The organism is Streptomyces turgidiscabies Car8 (assembly GCF_000331005.1).
Taxonomy (GTDB): domain Bacteria; phylum Actinomycetota; class Actinomycetes; order Streptomycetales; family Streptomycetaceae; genus Streptomyces; species Streptomyces turgidiscabies.
Genome location: NZ_AEJB01000433.1, coordinates 1 through 878, shown reverse-complemented (window position 1 = coordinate 878; position 878 = coordinate 1). Strand labels below are relative to the sequence as shown.

Below are 878 nucleotides of genomic sequence, written 5' to 3'. Positions count from 1 at the left end.
CACGCGGTACCGATGCCATCACTTGGTGGATACGATGCGTTCGGGTATGGCGCATCCACCTGGCAGCACCTCGGAGTTGGGGAGGCGGGGGTCATGCGAATCGTGAGCCGCACCGGACTGATGAGCGCGGGTCTGGGACTGGGCGCCGTCGGCGGGTTCGTCGGCAGTCTGGTCAGGGAACGAAACGCTCTGACAGCCGCTCGCGACGCTGCGGGCGAAGGAAGCGAGGAACAGCCTTCATGGGGCGTCGGCTCGTACCGCTCACGCTGGACAACCTTCCGGACCTTCCCAAGCGCTGCCGCACGTGCGTCTTCTGGGAACTGGACCCCGTCAGCGGGGAAGCCGCGGTAAAGGCGGGGACACCCGCACTGGAGAAGGAAGCGTGGATTTCCGCCGTTCTCCTCGACTGGGGCTCCTGCGGCCGTGTCGTCTACGTGGACGACAGTCCCGTGGGCTTCGCGCTCTACGCGCCTCCGGCTTACGTTCCCCGGGCCACGGCGTTTCCCACGAGCCCGGTATCGCCGGACGCGGTGCAGCTGATGACCGCCTTCATCATGCCGGGTTACCAGGGGCAGGGACTGGGGCGCGTGATGGTGCAGACGGTGGCCAAGGATCTTCTGCGGAGGGGCTTCAAGGCGATCGAGGCTTTCGGGGACGCGCGCTGGAAGGAGACGGCCTGTGTCCTGCCCGCGGACCATCTACTCGCTGTGGGCTTCAAGACGGTGAGGCCCCATCCCGTGCACCCTCGGCTTCGGTTGGAGCTGCGGACGACCCTCTCCTGGAAGGAAGACGTGGAGTTGGCGCTCGACCGGTTGCTGGGAGCAGTACAGAAGGAGCCGGCACTTCGGCCGCTCTGAGAGGTGATGCAAAGCGAGTGG

The 878-nt window shown here is 66.4% G+C and carries 1 protein-coding gene; it reads left to right on the top strand.

The features are described 5' to 3' along the window. The first annotated feature begins 239 nt into the window (after positions 1-239). Positions 240-857: a GNAT family N-acetyltransferase gene (locus tag STRTUCAR8_RS31755; RefSeq protein ID WP_044473244.1), complete on the top strand. Its 618-nt coding sequence runs from the start codon at positions 240-242 to the stop codon at positions 855-857. Positions 858-878: the final 21 nt, after the last annotated feature.